An 18,492-nucleotide genomic window follows, 5' to 3' on the forward strand; every position below is an offset into this window, starting at 1 on the left:
GGAGACACCGTTGGCCGCTTACTTTCTGCGCAGAGTCCTGCTGATCGTTCCGACGCTGTGGGCGATCATCACGCTGAACTTCTTTATCGTGCAAATCGCCCCCGGCGGACCGGTCGATCAGGCGCTGGCAAATATTGAGTTTGGTCAGACAACCGGCCTGCCCGGCAGCGGCGCCGACAGCGCCGGTTCACATGCCACGCGCAGTCATCTCAATCCCGCCGACAATCAGTACCGGGGCGCACGCGGGCTGGACCCGGAGGTAATTGCAGAGATCAAACAGCGCTACGGATTCGATAAACCCCTGTGGCAGCGCTACGGCGAGATGCTGTGGAACTATCTGCGCTTCGATTTTGGCGACAGCCTGTTTCGCAGCGCCTCAGTGGTGGGGCTGATCAAAGAGAGCCTGCCGGTTTCGATCAGTCTGGGGTTATGGAGCACCCTGATTATCTATCTGGTCTCGATCCCGCTGGGTATCCGCAAGGCGGTGCGCAACGGCTCTGCGTTTGATATCTGGAGCAGCGCCCTGATTATTGTGGGCTACTCCGTTCCGGCTTTCCTGTTCGGCATCATGCTGATCGTGCTGTTTGCCGGGGGCAGCTATCTGGACTGGTTTCCGCTGCGCGGGCTCACCTCTGCGCAGCACGACACGCTGCCCTGGTATGGTCAGGTGCTGGATTACTTCTGGCACATCGCACTGCCGGTGCTGGCGACGGTGATCGGCGGCTTCGCCACGCTGACGATGCTGACGAAAAACGCGTTTCTGGATGAGATCCGCAAACTCTATGTGGTGACCGCGCGCGCCAAAGGGGTGCCGGAGCGGCGTATTCTCTATCATCATGTGTTTCGCAATGCGATGCTGCTGGTCATCGCCAGCTTTCCTGCCACCTTTATCAGCATGTTCTTTACCAGTTCCGTGCTGATCGAGGTAATGTTCTCCCTGAACGGGCTGGGGCTGCTCGGCTATGACGCCACCCTGCAACGCGACTACCCGGTCATGTTTGGCACGCTCTATATTTTTACCCTGATCGGGTTACTGATGAACATTCTCAGCGATCTGACCTATACGCTGGTCGATCCGCGCATCGATTTCAGGAGCCATTGATGCCGCTTTCTCCCCTCACTCAGCAGCGCTGGCAGCGCTTTCGCCATAACCGGCGCGGCTACTGGTCGCTGTGGATCTTTCTGGTCCTTTTTCTGCTGTCGCTGGGTGCCGAGCTGATTGCCAATGAAAAGCCGCTGCTGGTGCATTACCAGCAGCGCTGGATGCTGCCACTGCTGTTTAACTACAGCGAAACGGACTATGGCGGCGTGCTGCCGACCGCCGCCGATTATCAGGACCCGTGGCTGCAGCAGCGCATTGCCCGGCAGGGCTGGGCCCTGTGGGCGCCGATTCGCTTCAGCGACAGCACCCTCAATTTTGCGACCCAGGAGCCCTTCCCCTCTCCGCCGTCGGCACAGAACTGGCTTGGCACCGACGCCAACGGGGGCGACGTGCTGGCACGGCTGCTTTATGGCACGCGTATCTCGCTGCTGTTCGGTCTGCTGCTGACGCTCTTCTCCAGCGTAATTGGCATTGTGGTCGGCGCGGTGCAGGGCTATTTCGGCGGCAGGATCGATCTGATCGGGCAGCGGCTGGTTGAAGTCTGGTCCGGCATGCCCGCGCTGTTTCTGCTGATTTTACTCTCCAGCGTGATCCAGCCCGGCTTCTGGTGGCTGCTGCTGGTCACCGTCGCCTTCGGCTGGATGAGTCTGGTCAGCGTGGTGCGGGCCGAGTTTCTGCGCACCCGTAACTTCGATTACATTCGCGCGGCGCAGGCCCTTGGCGTCAGCGACGGCCGGATTATGCTGCGCCATATGCTGCCTAACGCCATGGTGGCGACTCTGACCTTTCTGCCATTTATTTTGTGTGGGTCGATCACCACCCTCACCTCACTCGACTTTCTCGGCTTTGGTCTGCCGCTGGGCTCGCCCTCGCTGGGGGAGCTGCTGCTGCAGGGCAAAAACAACCTGCAGGCGCCATGGTTAGGCCTGGCAGGCTTTTTCACGCTCGCGATCCTGCTTTCGCTGCTGATTTTTATTGGCGAAGCGGTGCGCGATGCCTTCGATCCGGGCAAAGGAGTCTGAATGACGACACCCTTACTGGCCATCAATGATCTTTCGATTGCCTTTCGTCAGGGCGATGCGCTTCGCCCGGTGGTGGAGGATCTCTCCCTGCGCATCAATGCAGGCGAAACCCTGGCGCTGGTAGGCGAGTCAGGCTCCGGCAAGAGCGTGACGGCGCTGTCGGTGATGCGACTGCTGCATGAGGCGTCGGTGGTTTATCCCCGGGGCGAGATCCTGTTTCAGGGTGAAGATCTGCTGCGCGCCCCGGAGGCGCGGCTGCGTGCCCTTCGCGGCAATCAGATGGCGATGATTTTTCAGGAGCCGATGGTGTCGCTCAATCCGCTGCACACCGTAGAAAAGCAGCTGTTTGAAGTGCTCTCGCTGCATCGCGGACTGCGTCGTCCGGCGGCCCGCGGAGAGATACTCAGCGTGCTCGATCGGGTCGGCATCCGGCAGCCTGCCGCCCGGCTCAACGATTTTCCGCACCAGCTCTCCGGCGGCGAACGCCAGCGCGTGATGATCGCCATGGCACTGCTGACCGAACCCCAGCTGCTGATCGCCGATGAGCCGACCACCGCGCTGGATGTGACGGTGCAGGCACAGATCCTGAAGCTGCTCCGCGAACTGCAGCGGGAGATGAACATGGGCATGCTGTTTATCACTCATAACCTGAATATTGTGCGCCAGCTGGCGGATAGCGTCAGCGTGATGCGCCAGGGTCGCATCGTGGAACAGAACCGAAGCCAGGCCCTGCTGGACCAGCCGCAGCATCCCTACAGCCAGCAGTTACTGGCCGCCGAACCGGAAGGAACCGGGCTGCCGCTGCCTGCGGACGCCGCGGTGATACTTCGGGTCGAACAGCTTCAGGTCAGTTTTCCGCTGCGGCGCGGCCTGTTCCGGCGGCAGGCGGCCGAAAAGCTCATACTCGCCGGGCTGAGTTTTACCCTGCGGCGCGGCGAAAGCCTGGGCCTGGTCGGCGAGTCCGGTTCGGGCAAAAGCACCACCGGGCTGGCGCTGCTGCGGCTGATTCGCTCGCGCGGGCAAGTCTGGTTTGATGGTCAGCCGCTGCATCAGCTGACGCGCCGGCAACTGCTGCCGCTGCGCCAGCGCATTCAGGTCGTGTTTCAGGACCCCAACTCCTCCCTGAATCCGCGGATGACGGTGCAGCAGATTATTGCCGAAGGCATGGCGGTACATCTGCCCGCTATCGGCCGGGCAGAACAGGAGCAGCGCGTCATCGCGGTGATGGAAGAGGTGGGACTCGACCCGGAAAGCCGCCACCGCTATCCGGCCGAATTTTCGGGGGGTCAGCGACAGCGTATCGCCATCGCGCGGGCGCTGATTCTGGAACCGGAACTGCTGGTGCTGGACGAACCGACCTCCTCGCTGGACCGCACGGTGCAGAAACAGATCCTGACGCTGCTACGTCGTCTGCAGCAGCAGCGCCAGCTCAGCTATCTGTTTATCAGTCACGATCTCGATGTGGTTCGATCCCTGTGTCACCAGCTTATCGTGCTGCGTCAGGGGGAAGTGGCAGAACAGGGAGAGTGTGAAAAGTTGTTTGCTTCACCTGAGAACGACTACACCCGCGAGCTGCTGCAGTCGTCCCGGCTCAGCCTGCGTTAAAGGTTTCGGCAATCGCCACGCCCTGATTTTTCAGGCAGCAGTTAGTGGCACTCTCGTCACGGCGCTGAATGAACAGGCAGGGCTGCCCTTCACATTCGGCCACTTTACAGTCGACCTGAATCTCTGCCAGCACCTCTTTTAACTGCTGCAGGATTTCCCACGCCGGAATGCCATCGTGGCTGATCAGACGCAGCGCCACGAACTCCTGGTCATCCAGGGCTTCATCAGGCTCAATAGCACTGTGGCGATCGCTGGCCCAGCGGAAACGCTGCGGCAGGCGATGCACAATTGAAAGTTGCAGCATCGTTTACTCTCCCCGAATGAGTTTATGTCGCAACACACAGCAACCGACGCTGAAAGCTGACCGACAACCGCTGAGTCCGGACGAGTGTTAATCGTCTGCCCGCGCGCATTTTTTGCGACTCGCATCGCACTTCTGGCTATATGTACCGCGTTCACACGCCGTTAACAATCATTTTAGACGCAATATGATTACTTTTTTAGCTAAAGATTTTCACAATAAAGAAACATAACCAGAAAGGCCGCTAACAGAGCCAGCGGTAACGGGGGAAAACTCCTGCGCCCGGCTAGCGGGACGCAGGATGGGGACGTGACGCGTAGAAAAAGAGCAGCAGGGAAATCGTCGCGCACAGCGCGATGGTGCCCACCATCGGCCAGGCGCTGTTGAAACTCATCAGCGACAGCAGCGCCCCCACAAAAGCCCCGACGCCAAAACGCAGGGTGCCCGCCAGAGAGGAGGCCGTGCCCGCCATATGCGGGAACGCATCGAGGATCACCGCCATCGCATTGGATGAGACGATCGACACACAGCCGATAAACAGTGCGACACCCAGCACCAGCGGCAAAAAGCCCAGGTCAAAGGCGCTGACCAGCAGCAGCCAGATCCCCATAGAGAACTGGATCAGCAACCCCAGCCGGAACATCGCGACCGGGCCAAAGCGGCGCACGGCCCTGCTGTTAATCAGGGTCAGCACGAAGAGAAACACCACGTTAAGGCCAAAGTAGTAGCCGAAGTTTTGCGGTGAAACGTGATTGAGTTCGATATAAACAAAGGGACCGGCGTTAAGAAAGGTGAAGAGACCGGCAAAGGAGAAGCCGCTCGCCAGCATATAACTGAAGGCCCGTTTGTGACGAAACAGCGTGACGAAATTACCCAGCGTGGTGCGCAGATGGAACCGCTGGCGCTGCTCCGGCTTCAGGGTTTCGCGGATCTGCGTGGTCACCAGCAGTGTGGTGACTAATGCCGCGCCCGACAGCGCCCAGAAGATGGCGTGCCAGCTCCAGAGCACCAGCAGCCAGCCGCCGATAATCGGCGCCAGCAGCGGCGCAATGGTGGTGATCAGCATCACGAAGGACATCATGCGCGAAAAGTCCTCTTTCGAGTAACTGTCGCGCATCAGGGCGTTGATCACCACGCTGGCGGCCGCAGCCGAGAGCCCATGCAGAAAGCGCATGGTAATCAGCTGATCAATGCTTTGTGACAACGCACAGGCCGCGGCGGCGCAGGCAAAGATCAGCGTGCCAAGCGCAATCACCGGCTTGCGGCCGTAGCTGTCCGCCAGCGGCCCATAGATGAGCTGCCCGATCGCGAACCCCAGAATGTAGAGATTCAGCGACATCTGCACGCTACCCGCCGACACGCCAAACTCACGCGCAATCTGCGGCATGGCAGGCAGATACATGTCGATCGACAATGGCATCAGCATGGCTAACAGACCGAGGATGACGACCAGACCTGTTGGCGAATTCTTTTCCTTACGCACACCTTCTCCTGCCCTGTGGGACTGGCACGGGCTGCTGGCAGCCCGTCCGCTTATTTAGCCTGTAACTCTTTTGGCAGACCAATACTGGCGATCTCTTCTTCCGTCAGCGGCCGGTATTCGCCCGGTTCCAGATCGGCATCCAGCACGATGTCGCCAATGCGCTCACGATGCAGCTCAACCACCCGATTGCCGACCGCCGCAAACATCCGTTTCACCTGGTGATAACGCCCTTCGCTCAGGGTCAGCAGTACTTCGGTCGGCGTGATTACTTCCAGCTGTGCCGGTTTGGTCAGGCTCTTCTCATTGTGCAGCTGTACGCCCGCCGTAAACTGCGCGGCCGTATCGTCACTGACCGGCGATTCCAGTGTGACGCGATAGGTTTTCTCGCAGTGATGACGCGGCGAGGTAATCCGGTGTGACCACTGACCATCATCCGTCATCAGCACCAGTCCGGTGGTGTCGATATCGAGACGCCCTGCTGCGTGTAGTTTGAAAGACATCGGCTCTTCGAGGAAATAGAGGATGGTGGGATGATCGGGATCGTCGGTTGAGCAGACGTAACCCTGTGGTTTGTTCAGCATAAAGTAGCGTGGACCGGTGAGCATCTGCAGCACGTTGCCGTCATAGGCGACCTCGTGGTCGGGCAGCAGTTTAAACGCGGTATCGCGCACGATCTCCCCGTTCACGGTGACACGCTGGCCGCGGATTTCGCGATGAGCGATGGCGCGGCTGATTTCCAGTTGCTGAGAGATGAATTTGTCGAGTCGCATGAATTCGTTTTGCCTGTTACTGCGGAGGGAATCTGAAACGGCCTGGTTAACCGTTGAAAATGTGCGGGAAGTATAACGTGATCTGCGTCCGCCTGACAGCGCGTTTACCGGACTTTCATGGCATAATTGCCGCCAGTTTTGCAAAAGTGAGCGCCATGTCTTTTACCTTACGCCCCTATCAGCAGGATGCGGTTAATGCCACCGTTGCGCATTTCCGTCGTCGTCAGGAACCTGCAGTGATCGTACTGCCCACCGGCGCCGGGAAGAGCCTGGTGATCGCCGAGCTGGCACGGCTGGCGCGTGGCCGGGTGCTGGTGCTGGCGCACGTCAAAGAGCTGGTGGCACAGAACCACAGCAAATATGAAGCGTACGGGCTGGAGGCGGACATCTTTGCCGCCGGACTGCAGCGCAAAGAGAGTCAGCGCAAAGTGGTATTTGGCAGCGTGCAGTCCATCGCGCGTAACCTCGAACAGTTCGACAGCGCCTTTTCACTGGTGATTGTCGACGAGTGCCATCGCATCGGCGATGACAAAGAGAGCCAGTATCAGCAGATCTTCAGTCATCTGCGCCAGCACAATCCTCAGCTCCGTTTACTTGGCCTGACCGCCACGCCGTTCCGGCTGGGCAAAGGCTGGATCTATCAGTTCCACTATCACGGCATGGTGCGGGGCGACGAGAAATCGCTGTTCCGCGACTGCATCTATGAACTGCCGCTGCGTTACATGATCAAGCATCAGTTCCTGGTGCCGCCGGAGCGGCTGGATATGCCGGTGGTGCAGTATGACTTCAGCCGCCTGACGGCGCAGTCGAACGGCCTGTTCAGCGAAGCCGATCTGAATCGTGAACTGAAACAGCAGCAGCGCGTAACGCCCCATATCATTCGTCAGATTGTGGAGTTCGCTGAGGATCGGCTGGGGGTGATGATCTTCGCTTCCACCGTGGATCATGCGCGTGAAATCCTGCAGCTGCTGCCCGAAAACAGCGCGCTGGTCTCCGCCGAAACGCCCGCCCGTGAACGTGATGCCCTGATCCTGGCATTTAAAGCACAGCAGCTGAAATTCCTGGTGAACGTAGCGGTACTGACTACCGGCTTTGATGCGCCGCACGTTGACCTGATTGCGATACTGCGCCCGACCGAGTCGGTCAGCCTCTATCAGCAAATCGTCGGCCGCGGCCTGCGGCTCTCGCCCGGTAAGCGCGACTGCCTGATCCTGGATTATGCCGGTAATCCCCACGACCTCTTCACGCCGGAAGTCGGCGCGCCGAAAGGGGCCAGCGACAATCAGCCGGTGCAGGTTTTCTGCCCCGCCTGCGGCTTTGCCAACACCTTCTGGGGCAAGGCGACCGAAGATGGCATGGTCATCGAACATTTTGGCCGGCGCTGCCAGGGGGTGCTGGAAGATGATGAGGGAGAACGCGAACAGTGCGACTATCGCTTCCGCTTTAAGAGCTGTCCCGACTGCGGCGCGGAAAATGATATCGCCGCCCGGCGCTGTCACCAGTGCGATAAAGTGCTGGTCGATCCCGACGATATGCTCAAAGCGGCACTGAAACTCAAGGATGCACTGGTGCTGCGCTGTGCTGGCATGACGCTGGAACAGGGATCGGATGCCAAAGGTGAGTGGCTCAAAGCGACCTACCATGACGAGGATGGCACCAGCGTCAGCGAACGTTTCCGGCTGCAGACGCCCGCGCAGCGGAAAGCGTTTGAGCAGCTCTTTATGCGCCCGCATCAGCGCGCACCCGGCGTACCGCTTGGCTGGCAGACCGCCGCCGACGTGCTGGCGCTGCAGCCGCTGTTGCGTCATCCCGATTTTGTGGTGGCCAGGGCCAAAGGCCAGTTCTGGCAGATTCGTGAAAAGATGTTTGATTATCAGGGCCGCTACCGCCGCGCGAATGAGCTGCGCTGACGCGGATGCACCGCTGGCAGGCGGCTATATCGTTTGCTCCCGGCAGGGATAACCGCTATACTGCCGCCCGCTTTTGCATGTGCATCAGCGGAATTGAATAACCTGCCTGTTACTGGGTCGCCTGTAGCAGGAATTAAATAAAGAGACGTATTAATGTTCACTATCAATGCAGTAGAACGTAAAGAGCAGGGTAAGGGTGCGAGCCGCCGCCTGCGTACAGCAAACCGTTTCCCGGCCATCATCTACGGTGGTTCTGAAGCGGCTGTTGCCATCGACCTGGATCACGACTCCGTAATGAACCTGCAGGTAAAACCAGGTTTCTACGAAGAAGTGCTGACCCTGGTTGTTGACGGTAAAGAAACCAAAGTGAAAGTTCAGGCTGTTCAGCGTCACCCGTTCAAGCCAAAACTGTTTCACATCGACTTCGTTCGCGCGTAATCGCGAGCCTTGTTGAACGTAGAAGGGCCGGTTGCGAAACCGGCCCTTTTATTTTGTCTGTCGCTGCCAAAGGTTATCACCACGCAGCGTCAAAAAAGCCGGGCTGAGCCCGGCTTTTTTATTTGCTGCTGGTGCGGCGCTGTAGCTGGTCACGCAGATTGGGTGGCGTGCCTTTGATTGTCAGGGTGTCCGTTGCCGGGTCCCAGAAAATACGCTCGCCCAGTAACATGGCGTCGAAGTTCAGGGTCAGTCCCCCGCCGCTGCCGGCAAACTTCGTCAGCTGGCGCAGCGTGCTGCGATCCGCCGGGAAGCTCTCTTCAAGTTCGTAGCCCTGCTCCTGGGTAAAGGCCTGAAAGGTTTTTTCACCCACCGGTGGCAGTTCGCCTGACAGATCTTCCAGCGCAATCTCTTCGCCCGCCTGCAGCTGCTCGTTGCAGTAGCTGTAGACCTGCTGGCGATAATTCTGCCGCTCCTGCTTATCCAGCCCGGATTCATTGCAGTAGTCATCCACCGCCTGCAACAGTCCGCGGTTCTGCGCCTTGGTGTCTAATCCCACTTCGGCACCGAGGAAGTCCATGAAGAAGTCAGCCACTTTACGTCCGACGCGGCCGCGCAGGAAGGTCAGATAGCGGGTCGATTCCGGGTTGGTTTCCCACTCGGTTAAATCGATGCGCGCGACGATGTCCGCATGATTGATGTCGAGATAGTGGGTGCTGCTGATATCCATCTGCTCGTTGACGCGCATGCTGGACTGGCTGTTCAGCACGGCGATCAGCAGATAGTCTACGGCCAGATAGCGGTAGTGAATAAACAGCACCACGCCGCTTTCGGCGAACGGATACTTCGCCAGTTCGTCACGCAGACGGCCGGTGGCGGCACGGCTAAAGGCGAGAAAATCATCGTTGCCCTTACGACAATTACGCAGCGCTTCTGCCAGTTCACTCTCTGCATTAAACAGGCCGTAGGCTTTGCTTTTTGCGCTGTAAACCCGGTGTAACTCCTCCACCATCGCGTTGACCGTGTTGGTGGCAGGCAGCAGCGAATCGCGCAGCGCCAGCTCAAGCTGGTTTTCATCGCGTTTGATTAACTGATGCAGGGCAATCTGGTCGATATCCAGACTCATGGTAGACTCTCCTTTTAGCTCAGGCGCGTATTCAAACACCGCCGGCATCGGCTTTCAACTCCATACGTAAAGCGGACGCGGTACTTTCGATAAAATTGCGGAAAAAAGTACGCTGTTCCGGTACTATATCGCCTTTTGAAATGAGCTCAGACGACCTTATGCCACAATCATCCCGTTACAGCGACGAACGCGTGGAACAACTCCTCGCGGAAATGGCCCAAATCCTGCAGAAGGATAAGGCCCCCACCGACCTCTCCCTGATGGTCCTGGGCAATATGGTGACTAACCTGATTAACAGCGATGTTGCCCCGGCGCAGCGTCGCTCTCTGGCCCGATCTTTCGCCGATGCCCTGCAGGCGTCAGTGCGTGACGACAACGCTCACTAATTGGCTGATTTGATTTTATAATATGGTAACCAACCGGCAGCGCTACCGCGAAAAAGTCTCCCAGATGATTAGCTGGGGGCACTGGTTTGCTCTGTTTAATATCTTATTCGCGCTGATTTTAGGCAGTCGCTACCTGTTGGTCGCCGACTGGCCTTCTTCACTGGCGGGGCGTATCTACGCCTATACCAGCTGGGTTGGCCACTTCAGTTTTATCGTTTTTGCCGCCTATCTGCTGATCATCTTCCCGCTGACGTTTGTGGTGATGTCGCAACGGCTGATGCGGGTAGTGTCCGCGGTGGTCGCCACCGCAGGTCTGACGCTGGTCATGGTCGACAGCGCGGTGTTCAGCCGCTTCCACCTTCACCTGAACCCGGTGGTGTGGGAGCTGGTGATTAACCCCGATCAGAGCGAGATGGCGCGCGACTGGCAGCTGATGTTTATCAGCGTGCCGCTGATTTTCCTGGTCGAGATGCTGTTTGCGACCTGGAGCTGGCAGAAACTGCGCAGCCTGAATCGCCGGTCGTTTGGTAAGCCGCTCGCGGCCCTGTTTATCAGCGCCTTCTTTGCCAGCCACCTGATGTATATCTGGGCTGATGCCAACTTCTATCGCCCGATAACCATGCAGCGCGCTAACCTGCCGCTCTCCTATCCGATGACCGCCCGCCGTTTCCTGGAGCGTCACGGTCTGCTGGATGCGCAGGAGTATCAGCGTCGCCTGGTTCAGCAGGGCGACCCGGAAGCGCTGGCGGTGGAGTATCCGCTGAGCGACATTACCTTCCGCGATGGCGGTACACGCAATAACCTGCTGGTGCTGACCGTGGATGGCCTGAATAACGCCACGATGGCCAGTGCGCTGCCGCAACTCAATCAGTTTGCCAGCGAAAACGTGCGTTTCACGCAGCACTACAGCGCCGGAGATACCCCGGAGAAAGGGTTGTTTGGCCTCTTCTACGGCATCTCCTCCAGCTACATGAACGGTATTCTGGCATCCCGTACGCCGTCTGCCCTGCTGGGCGCGCTGAGCACGCAGGGTTATCAGTTTGGCCTGTTCTCCTCTGAGGGCTTTAATCCGCCGCTCTACCGACAGGCGCTGCTGACCGACTATTCACTGCCGGCGATGACCAGCCAGCCGAACGCCAGCACCGTCGCGCAATGGCAGAACTGGCTGGAGAAGCAGACAGGTTCCCAGGCGCCCTGGTTCTCCTGGATCGCGCTGAACGGCCCTGACGTCACCGGCGACAGCGCCAAAGCCCGTCAGCGCAGTTATCTGCGTCAGGCACCCGCCGTCGATCAGCAGATTCATGCCGTTCTGAGCAGCCTGCAGGCGCGTGATTTGCTGAAGAACACAGTGGTGGTGATCACCGCGCAGCGCGGTCTGGCGCTTGAGGGTAACCCTGACAGCGCAGGCAACCGCCAGACATTGCAGGTGCCATTAGTGATTCACTGGCCTGATACGCCCGCGCAGACCGTTGATCGTCTCTCCGATCATCAGGATGTGATGACGACGCTGATGCAGCGCCTGCTGCATGTGCGAACCAATCCGGTGAACTATTCGCAGGGTGAAGATCTGTTTGCCGCACGTCGTCGCCATGACTGGGTCGCCAGCAGCGAAGAGAACAAGCTGGTGATCACTACGCCGCAGGTGACGCTGGTGCTCAACAACAACGGCAGCTATCGCGCTTATGATGCCGCGGGCAATGCGCTGAAAGATCACAAGCCGGAACTGACGTTGCTGTTGCAGGTATTAACTGAGGAGAAGCGATTTATCGCTAACTGATTAATTATCAGGCAAATAGTCAGCTGGTGTCTTGCATTCATGCCGATAACCAGTAGACTAATCCTCCAGTGTTCGGCACGTAGCGCAGCCTGGTAGCGCACGGTCATGGGGTGTCCGGGGTCGGAGGTTCAAATCCTCTCGTGCCGACCAAATACATATTCTGTCAGTATCAGTTACTGACAGAAACCCGATAAAAAACCCGCATTCTCTCTGAGTTTGCGGGTTTTTTATTATCTGTAGTTAGCAGAATTGAACAATTACAGATAAGGCACAAGTAAACGTACAATTTTAAGGTTTAAAAAATCGTCCCAAATTCCGGTTTATAACCATTCATTCCCCAATAAGGCGCGAGGGAATCCGGAGACACCTGACAGCGAATCACGCCGCGAGGATAATCAGCCGGAATGCTGATATGCACTGAATCCGGCCGCCGGTCATCTGAGGCAATCAGGATAAAAGAAACGCAGCAATGCTTTATCAGTTCTGACTCAATAGCCTGTTTTGTCTCATTCAACACATACTGAACCGGATTGAAAACTGCATCACACCCCGCCCTGAAATAATGAATTCATCGTTCCTGTCATGAACCTCCCCCGTCTGCCTCCGCCGACTTCTTGATCAAGATCAGCACGCCGCTGCGTCAGATCGCCTAGTTAATCAGGCGTGAAAATATTTTATTTTTCCGCGTTCATCATTCCGCCTGGATTGGCTGCGGCATGAAACGGAAAACTACTCCGGCTTATAAAGGGATTTTAAAATGACGCTTCAGTTTACCAACGAACTTACTCCGGCCCTTCTGGCCGCAATGGATCAGTCCCCCTTTACGGCAGAGCAGCTGGCTGAGATGAGCAGTGAAGCACGGGCGCTGGTGGCTGAGCAGGCAGCTTTTTGTCGTCAGCATCCGGTTAACGCCATTTACCGGCTGGCGGTGGCGGGCTGTCTGACCCGGCGCGGTGGTACAGGCGTTGAGTTTAATGCTGCCCCTAATCAGGGATACAAGTATCGCCTCAGTAATGGCCAGCGGGTCAGCGTACTGACTGAAGGCTGTACGGTAAGCTATCCGGACGGGAGTACAGCACGGATTATCAGCAGTGCCGGGAGCAGGCATACTTATAAAGAACGGGGGGTTGCGCTGGTTGGCAGTGAGCTGGATAACGGTGACGTCATCATCAGTACGCCGCAGTCAGAGGGAATGCTGGTGGGCCGCAAAGGTGTACCGGTGCCCGAAGACTTTCTGACAGCCGGTCAGAAATAAAGATGGGTGGCTACCGGACTGACTGTTACGGGCGCGGGCTGGCACTCCACGGCGACAGAACAACAACGGGCGCAACCATTTTATCCACCCTGCCGAACTGTACTGAGCACGGTCGCGCCGTTGTCCGGGTGGGCGACCCGACGACGGCCTGTCCGAAGTGCGGTGAACATGGGGTAATTGTTGACGGTGAATCGCACTCTGTCTGGCACGGCGTCGCGGCGGCGGTTGATCGCTCTGTCGTGCGGTGTGGCTGCCCGCCAGGCAGTAACCGGATTATTGCCCCGAAAGATCAATGGCTGGGTTCCGGCCCCTCTCCTGAGCAGATAGCACAGGAAAAACATGTGGCGATGCTGGCTGCTCTGAAGGCTGAGCAGGAAGCCGCAGCGCAGCGACGGGCAGATGAGCGGGAGCGTAACCGGGTATTTGCGAAATCCTGCCTCCGGGGTGACGGCTGCAACGATGCCGGAGAGCAGAGCGAACCCCACACCAACTTTACTGACATGTGCTTTTTCCGGGCGCTGCCACCGACGGATACTGATGCTCCGCAGCACGCCCAGACGGCGAAGAAGAAGCCCGCAGGGCCACAGGATATCCCGAAGCCGAAAAAGCGCAGCGCACTATGGAAGTGGTGGAACGGCAATTACGAAGAAATGGACTATCAGGCGGCGGTAACGACGGCCGCCGCTGCATCGCGGGCGCAGGCAGCGACAGCCGGAGCGGGTGTGCTGGAGCAGCTTGCCGGGCGTTCCCTGACTTACGGAACCTGGGCCATTCGCGGCGCTGAGATTGCCACCGCCGGTGCCGGTGCCTCAGTCGCCGGGGTATTGCTGGGGATGATGCCCGGAAGGCTCAATGACGGTGAGCAGGATTACCTTGACCGGCGGAGAATGGAATCGCTGAGCGAAGCCCCGAGCCGCGTGCGTTATACCTGGGAAAATGACAGCAGCGGCAACCCGGTGCCGCACGGCTGGCACACGCCGCCGGGCAGGGATAAAGTGCGGGTGCGCAAAATGACGTGGGACAGCCGCTATCAGGCTTACTCGTTCACGACCACGGAAGAGCCGCGAATCACCATCATCTGGACGCCGGATAATGCCGGTGTAAACACGCCGTCACACACCGGCAACCAGAAGCCGCCGGTGCTGCCGAACCCGGTAATCGTTGACCCGCTGCCGGAGAGTACCGGCATTACGTCCACCACGTCACCGGCCCCGGAAGAGAAGAGCTTCGCGGATTACATCCTTATCCTTCCGCATCCGGATATTCCGCCGATTTATATCTATCTGAGTAAACCACCGGTAGAATTTCTGGAGGTTGAGCTATACAGTGATTTTACACGGCGGTCACGGCAGGGGAAATATGAGGCAGACCATATGCCATCGGCGGCAGCAGTTCGTGAGTATCTAAAGGCTAATGTGCCTGAAATGCTACCAGACGATATTGATGTGGCTGTTCAAAATGTGGCTGCAATTATTATTCCCAAAGATATTCATCAGAAACTTAGTGAAACTTATGGTGGACGTAACACACGTAACGATGCGGCGCAGATTAAAAGGGATGTTTTAGATTTGCGGGCAGCAGTGGATCGTAATCTGGAAGCCATTAAACCCGCGTTAATAAATCAGGGTGCCACCGAGGCTCAGATAGAGACTGCAAGAACAAAAATACACAAGTTAAACAGCGATATGGGATTGTACAAATGACTGTGAACGTAGAAGCGTTGATACATAGCCTTGGAAAATCATATAATGATTTGCTTGCCGCAAATCTTGTTCCCTATAAAACCCCGCCGACTGGCTTTTCAGGTGACTCCGAAATCAGTTTAGATATGGCTAAAGAGGGGGTTTATTTATCTTTTAAGCGAGATGGGCGGATTTTACAGACCGTTGTCTTAAGGATTCAGCATGACAAAGTAAGTAATTGGGTTTTCCCAAATGAACTGCCGTCACCATTACAGAAAAACATGTCCCGGCAGTGGGTGCATGAAAATCTTGGCGTTCCATTAAGAAGCGCACCACCAAAAGTCATTATGAAAAGAGCCTTTGGATGGACTGATCTTTACGAAGGAGAAGGATATACTTTACCCATCAGTATGCAGATCAGCTATGATGTTATGGATAACGTCAGATCTGTCGCCTTCATTCCAACGTCAGAGCTACGCTGGTAAATTATAAAACTACAATTAACCGCCAAAAAGATGTGATAAGCGGCGGTTTTTTTTTCAAAAAATCAGGTTCACTTTCTGAACTGAAAAGTGCAACTTTATATTGGCTGATTACATAGGCCAGCAGGACAAAAAAGGAACATTTACAGCCAATTAATATGCGAGAGTAAAAAGAAAAGCGTGGAACTTGATAAATTATTGCGATAAACCAAGCACAGTTACTTTAGTGAACATCATCAGGCGCATTTACGAGCATACCTGATGATAAATCCTGAGTAGAAAAAAATCATTGCCATTTATTAATATTCTATCAAAGATGGTTTTTGCATCATCAGTACGAATATATGGCTCCTCCATATTTTTACCTGATAGAAACTACTTACTGATTTCATAGCTGGAAAAATTTTTCATTCTGATAACTTAATCTTGCAGATTTCCGGAGGAAAAATTTAAATACGCTGAATTCTGGCACACCAGTTTACTTATGCTGGTCGATCAGGATATTTGGGTATGATTCCAGAAGATATTGAGGCAGCATAGTTACAATGCTGATTTAAACCCTCCCGTGGCAAGATTGGCCCTTTTTATTTATGGCCCTTACTGTGCAAGTGCAATTGATACCCCTCTCTGAATCATGCGCCACATTCTTACTCGTCTAAGCGAACAATTGCACCTCCTCTGCCTCCCACTGCAATACACTTACCGCGGGACATATCTATGTAATATCTCACTGGATTAGGCATATTTTCCATCATCCAGGGAAGTTCTTCAGAATATGTTAAGTCTGAGGTGGAAACAACGCAGACAGATTGACCGTCTAAAAAAGCGTTTTTAACCTCATGAAAACGCTCATCCCATCCGGAGCCTGTTTCCAGCGCATATTCTTTCGCTATTTCAATTGCCTGATTTTCCGTTAGCATTTCTGAGCTCCATACCAGGCGTTATACATTAATCCTCCCACAACAACCGGGCCTGCGAGCAAACCTGCCGCTTCATGCCGCCGACTTGATCAAATCCCCCTTTCCTCGCGTCCCCGCCAATCCGATCTATACTTAACAGCCTGTGGGTAACAAGAGGAGAGTTTATGACCTTTATTGAAAAAGACGATCCAACAGAAGCACCTGAGTCAGGCGATAAGCAACCTTCCCCGCCAGACCAGAAGTAACCCACCAGGGCCGCGCGTGACGCGGCCTTTTTCTGACAGCGTAGTTCCAGTTCGTATATTCAGATTAATCCTGCCAGCCGTTAATATTATCTCTGCAATCAGCCAGTTATGGCTTGCAGCAGAGGTGGATCCGCCTCACAGAAATTACCTCCCGCTACGCTTTTTCATCAAACTGAAACAAAAATGTCACAGAAACGCCTTACCCTGAATTCCCCTGAAACTGACGGATAATGTGTATGGCGATTAAAGCAAAGAGCCTGAAAGATGCAGAAACGTTATTGCACTCAGGCATCAGCAAAGTGGAACTGGCGTATGACATCGGCAGCGACGATTTCTTTCGCCTGGCAAGCCACTGGTGCGACCGCGGCGCGCGTATCAGCAAAGGTCATCACCATTTTGTTGTTTCTCTGAAGAGTTTTGCCATCCCGCCCAACGACTGATCCCGGCAGGCTGCTTGCCCTGTTTGCATGCACCTGATTTAATGCCGTTTTGGCATCCATCATGGTTCCGCATGCGCTATCCCGACCTGCCGCTGCCGCCTGTTGCAGGCGGCTTTATTCTCTCCTCGCACCTGAGCCACAGCGATCCGCTGCTGGCGGTGAGTCACTTTAATCCGCACGCTTACGATGACACACTGGCTGCTGCCTGGGGCATCACGCTGCCTGCCCGCCTGCAACAGGCTGTCCGCAAACGTCGTGCCGAATATCTGGCCAGCCGGATGCTGGTGAGGTCGGTCATGGCAGAGCTGGGCATCCCTGACTTTATCCTGAACAATGCCCCCGATCGCTCTCCCTGCTGGCCAGCGGGTATTCAGGCGTCGCTGTCACACAGTGCGGGCGTTGTGGTCGTCGCGGCAACGCGTCAGTCCTGCACTGTCGGGGTCGATGTTGAACAGATCATGCCGGAGACAACGGCAAACGACATGGCCGGGCTGCTGATGAATGCGCAGGAGCAGCAACTGCTGCGGTCGCTGCCGGTCAGCTTCAGTGCCGCCGCGACCCTGCTGTTCTCTCTGAAAGAGAGTGTTTACAAGGCACTCTGGCCCCAACTGCATCAGCCGATGGACTTTCTTCAGGCGGCGCTGGTGTCGGTGGATTGTGCCCGACAGCGCGCCACGCTGCGGCTGACTCAGCACTTCAGCGAGCGATTTCCGGCGGGCACATTATTACAGGCGACATTTTTGTGGCGTGAGAATCTGGTGATAACGCAGGTGGTGCATCCGGTTTAAAAAACCGGCTAAACAACGCAGCTTAGCCGGGGGTAAACACAGACGAAAGAAGAAGTTTCAGGATCGCAGAAACCGCTGTTTCTGCTGTCCGCTACAGTAACCGCTTTCAGGCGCGGCCTGCCAATACGCTTTTTTGCTAAGTTTTGCCATCTGCCGCTAAAGGCCGGTGTCGGTGCGTTTTACCGAGTCGAGCGTGGCGAGGTCGCGCTCATTACCGGTCAGCTCGGTTAACTGCCCTTCGCGCATCTCCAGCAGCCGGTCAGCGTGAATGAAATAGTGATCGTCATGGCTGATGGCAAATACCGTTTTGCCCGCCTCCTGCAGCCACGGCAGCAGCTCACGATAGAAGATGCGACGGAAATGGGGGTCCTGATCGGCCGCCCACTCATCCAGCAGCAGCACATCCCGCTCTTCTGCCACCGCCAGCAGCAGTGCCAGGCGCTTGCTCTGTCCTTTGGACAGCCGGAGGTTCAGCACCTTATTACCGGCAAGTTTCAGCTTATCCTGCATCTTCAGCCTCTCCAGCCACTGCTGAACCAGCGCCGGATTGGCCGGAACCCCTTCCCGCCCGATGAGCCGATCAAACAGGTGCAGATCGGTAAACACCGCCGAGAACTGACTGCGCCAGCAATCGAGTTCATCTGCCGTGATCGGCTGGCCATCCAGCAGCAGCGTGCCGGACTGCGGCTGATAAAGCCCGGTCAGCAGCATCGCCAGCGTCGATTTCCCGCTGCCGTTACCGCCAATCAGAAAGACCAGCTCT

18 protein-coding genes and 1 tRNA gene are annotated in these 18,492 nt (G+C 56.4%); 13 read left to right on the top strand and 6 right to left on the bottom strand.

All coding sequences use genetic code 11. The features are described 5' to 3' along the window. Nucleotides 1-10: 10 nt before the first annotated feature. The 3 genes from CKF42_RS15100 to yejF are packed head-to-tail and all read left to right on the top strand — an operon-like array spanning nt 11 to nt 3,729. Nucleotides 11-1,102 (top strand): microcin C ABC transporter permease YejB, encoded by a 1,092-nt coding sequence (locus tag CKF42_RS15100; protein WP_009089127.1) that lies wholly within the window; start codon nt 11-13, stop codon nt 1,100-1,102. Continuing rightward, nucleotides 1,102-2,124, top strand: coding sequence for an ABC transporter permease (locus CKF42_RS15105; RefSeq protein WP_111208547.1), 1,023 nt, complete (start codon nt 1,102-1,104; stop codon nt 2,122-2,124). Before CKF42_RS15100 ends, CKF42_RS15105 begins: the two co-directional genes overlap by 1 nt. Further along, nucleotides 2,125-3,729 carry a microcin C ABC transporter ATP-binding protein YejF gene (gene yejF / locus CKF42_RS15110; protein WP_111208548.1) on the top strand — a complete coding sequence of 535 codons (1,605 nt, stop codon included), beginning with the start codon at nt 2,125-2,127 and terminating at the stop codon, nt 3,727-3,729. Here the strand turns inward: yejF and CKF42_RS15115 are convergent. The 3 genes from CKF42_RS15115 to rsuA form a co-directional block, all read right to left on the bottom strand. Beyond that, a complete protein-coding gene (locus CKF42_RS15115; RefSeq protein WP_009089120.1) occupies nt 3,716-4,033 on the bottom strand; it encodes a hypothetical protein in 318 nt (105 codons plus the stop codon). The two genes, yejF and CKF42_RS15115, sit on opposite strands and share 14 nt — an antisense overlap. 283 nt (nt 4,034-4,316) lie before the next feature. Continuing rightward, nucleotides 4,317-5,513 carry a Bcr/CflA family multidrug efflux MFS transporter gene (locus tag CKF42_RS15120; protein ID WP_046102245.1) on the bottom strand — a complete coding sequence of 399 codons (1,197 nt, stop codon included), beginning with the start codon at nt 5,511-5,513 and terminating at the stop codon, nt 4,317-4,319. A 50-nt stretch (nt 5,514-5,563) separates the two neighbouring features. After that, a complete protein-coding gene (rsuA, locus tag CKF42_RS15125; RefSeq protein ID WP_058956725.1) occupies nt 5,564-6,283 on the bottom strand; it encodes a 16S rRNA pseudouridine(516) synthase RsuA in 720 nt (239 codons plus the stop codon). Nucleotides 6,284-6,438: 155 nt separating this feature from the next. On the opposite strand from rsuA, the gene CKF42_RS15130 reads away from it, so the two are divergent. Together CKF42_RS15130 and rplY are read left to right on the top strand one after the other, a co-directional pair. Further along, entirely contained in the window at nt 6,439-8,193 is a 1,755-nt protein-coding gene (locus CKF42_RS15130) for a DEAD/DEAH box helicase (protein ID WP_111208554.1), read from the top strand. Nucleotides 8,194-8,346: 153 nt separating this feature from the next. Beyond that, nucleotides 8,347-8,631: a 50S ribosomal protein L25 gene (gene rplY / locus CKF42_RS15135; protein WP_058956726.1), complete on the top strand. Its 285-nt coding sequence runs from the start codon at nt 8,347-8,349 to the stop codon at nt 8,629-8,631. Between the two features lie 118 nt (nt 8,632-8,749). On the opposite strand, the gene yejK is transcribed toward rplY, so the two are convergent. Further along, the gene (yejK, locus tag CKF42_RS15140) at nt 8,750-9,754 is read right to left on the bottom strand and encodes a nucleoid-associated protein YejK (RefSeq protein WP_009089109.1); all 1,005 of its coding nucleotides are present in this window, start codon (nt 9,752-9,754) and stop codon (nt 8,750-8,752) included. Between the two features lie 158 nt (nt 9,755-9,912). Here yejK and CKF42_RS15145 point away from each other — a divergent pair, with 158 nt between their 5' ends. The 6 genes from CKF42_RS15145 to CKF42_RS15170 all read left to right on the top strand — a co-directional run bounded on the left by CKF42_RS15145 (nt 9,913) and on the right by CKF42_RS15170 (nt 15,339). Next, entirely contained in the window at nt 9,913-10,140 is a 228-nt protein-coding gene (locus CKF42_RS15145; protein WP_009089108.1) for a YejL family protein, read from the top strand. A 22-nt stretch (nt 10,141-10,162) separates the two neighbouring features. Further along, nucleotides 10,163-11,917, top strand: coding sequence for an LPS biosynthesis-modulating metalloenzyme YejM (yejM, locus tag CKF42_RS15150; protein ID WP_058956728.1), 1,755 nt, complete (start codon nt 10,163-10,165; stop codon nt 11,915-11,917). Nucleotides 11,918-11,990: 73 nt separating this feature from the next. After that, nucleotides 11,991-12,067 (top strand) — tRNA-Pro (locus CKF42_RS15155). A 607-nt stretch (nt 12,068-12,674) separates the two neighbouring features. Continuing rightward, the gene (locus tag CKF42_RS15160) at nt 12,675-13,172 is read left to right on the top strand and encodes a hypothetical protein (RefSeq protein WP_111208549.1); all 498 of its coding nucleotides are present in this window, start codon (nt 12,675-12,677) and stop codon (nt 13,170-13,172) included. A 2-nt stretch (nt 13,173-13,174) separates the two neighbouring features. Then, nucleotides 13,175-14,875: an S-type pyocin domain-containing protein gene (locus CKF42_RS15165; RefSeq protein ID WP_111208550.1), complete on the top strand. Its 1,701-nt coding sequence runs from the start codon at nt 13,175-13,177 to the stop codon at nt 14,873-14,875. Beyond that, on the top strand, nt 14,872-15,339 hold the full coding sequence (locus CKF42_RS15170; protein ID WP_111208551.1) for a DUF6392 family protein: 468 nt from the start codon (nt 14,872-14,874) through the stop codon (nt 15,337-15,339). The genes CKF42_RS15165 and CKF42_RS15170 overlap by 4 nt, the downstream gene beginning before the upstream one ends. A gap of 644 nt (nt 15,340-15,983) precedes the next feature. Here CKF42_RS15170 and CKF42_RS15175 read toward each other — a convergent pair. Further along, nucleotides 15,984-16,256 carry a hypothetical protein gene (locus CKF42_RS15175; RefSeq protein WP_111208552.1) on the bottom strand — a complete coding sequence of 91 codons (273 nt, stop codon included), beginning with the start codon at nt 16,254-16,256 and terminating at the stop codon, nt 15,984-15,986. Nucleotides 16,257-16,737: 481 nt separating this feature from the next. Between CKF42_RS15175 and CKF42_RS15180 the strand changes: the two genes are divergently transcribed. Both CKF42_RS15180 and CKF42_RS15185 read left to right on the top strand, forming a co-directional pair. After that, complete coding sequence (locus CKF42_RS15180; RefSeq protein ID WP_009089095.1) at nt 16,738-16,941, top strand: hypothetical protein; 204 nt, start codon at nt 16,738-16,740, stop codon at nt 16,939-16,941. A gap of 71 nt (nt 16,942-17,012) precedes the next feature. Then, a complete protein-coding gene (locus CKF42_RS15185) occupies nt 17,013-17,729 on the top strand; it encodes a 4'-phosphopantetheinyl transferase (RefSeq protein ID WP_111208553.1) in 717 nt (238 codons plus the stop codon). 156 nt (nt 17,730-17,885) lie between these two features. On the opposite strand, the gene CKF42_RS15190 is transcribed toward CKF42_RS15185, so the two are convergent. Beyond that, nucleotides 17,886-18,492: ATP-binding cassette domain-containing protein (locus tag CKF42_RS15190; protein ID WP_146239945.1), on the bottom strand; the 607-nt coding region annotated here is incomplete at its 5' end.

The organism is Pantoea sp. ARC270 (assembly GCF_003236725.1).
Classification (GTDB): Bacteria; Pseudomonadota; Gammaproteobacteria; order Enterobacterales; family Enterobacteriaceae; genus Pantoea; species Pantoea anthophila.